Raw genomic sequence first — 1,142 nt, 5'->3', positions numbered from 1 at the left:
CATGGCCAGGCGTCGCATCTGGTCCTGAGTTTCTCGAGAGAGCTTTCGGGCATCAATCTTTTTCATGTCCCTTTATATCGTGAATTTGATTGCCGCGTTAATAACTGCGAATGAACCTGCATTGATCCGCGCCGACCTGCATTCCATCGGCGCCGGCTCACGCTTTCTGCGAATGAGCGGCCTTCGCTTGGGTCGCCCATCAAACCAAGGTTTACTGGACGCTGGCCTCGCGTCTGGCGGAAACCGACTAAGCCTGACGCCCCGCGTCCACAAACTAAGCGTGTGTTTCAACGTCCAGATACAGCTAGGTCTGGCCCAGATTCTTCCATGCTGTAAGCCATCGCCTACAGCAGATCGAGCGTTCGCCCAATAGGCTCGGAACGGCTGCCGGCGTAGATTGAATCCCACCAAGACGTCGAAGGAACGACGCAGGCCGACCACGGATGGCGGCCAATGGGACCGTCGCAGGATGCGGCGACTTCATCAGGATGATGAACCCAGGGATGCGGTTGAACGACATGAAACGGCGAGGCTAATCCCCTCGCCGTTTTTGTTTTGCGCCGAAGGTGGTGGGCACCCGGGCGTTCACAGCACCTCGTCGCAAAACACGGCCGGTGTGACGATGCGGGTGCGCTCGATATGCCCGCGTTGCAACAGGCCGGCGCGGCGATCCCCGGTCACCAGGTAATCCGCTTCACCTGCAATGGCCATGGCCAGCAAGAAGGCATCGTCCGGGTCGTTGGCTTCGTCCTGGATATCCAGGCGTTCCAAAACCACGGCGCGTTGCAGGTTGTTGATCATGATGCCTACCTTGGCGGGCTGAAGAACGGCTTGGAGCTTGGGATAGCGGCTGGCTCGGCGGATCTCGTCGAGCTGCATCCGCGAGGTGACCACCTCGAAACGCGCGGCCCGCCAGGCCCGATAGATCGCGTCGGGTGCTCCATGCGGTGAAATCAGGGCACTGAACAGGATGTTGGTATCCAACACGACCCGCATCAGCGTTTGCGCGCCCAGTCGAGGGCTTCATCGACCATCGCTGTCAGCGCCTCTTCACTCACAGGGGTATTGGCCGCCTTGGCCTGTTCGGCGGTCAGTTCCAGGATATGGGCGCGTACCGCCTCTTCGATGAAGCGCGACAGATC

At 59.8% G+C, this 1,142-nt stretch carries 2 protein-coding genes; both read right to left on the bottom strand.

All coding sequences use genetic code 11. The annotated features are described in order from the left end of the window. Window positions 1-585: 585 nt before the first annotated feature. Complete coding sequence (locus ACYVD0_RS12020; protein ID WP_460427025.1) at window positions 586-996, bottom strand: PIN domain-containing protein; 411 nt, start codon at window positions 994-996, stop codon at window positions 586-588. After that, window positions 996-1,142: ribbon-helix-helix domain-containing protein (locus ACYVD0_RS12015; protein ID WP_460427026.1), on the bottom strand; the 147-nt coding region annotated here is incomplete at its 5' end. The genes ACYVD0_RS12015 and ACYVD0_RS12020, both read right to left, overlap by 1 nt.

It is taken from the genome of Azotobacter armeniacus (assembly GCF_054779355.1).
This window is presented reverse-complemented; position numbering and strand designations above follow the sequence as displayed.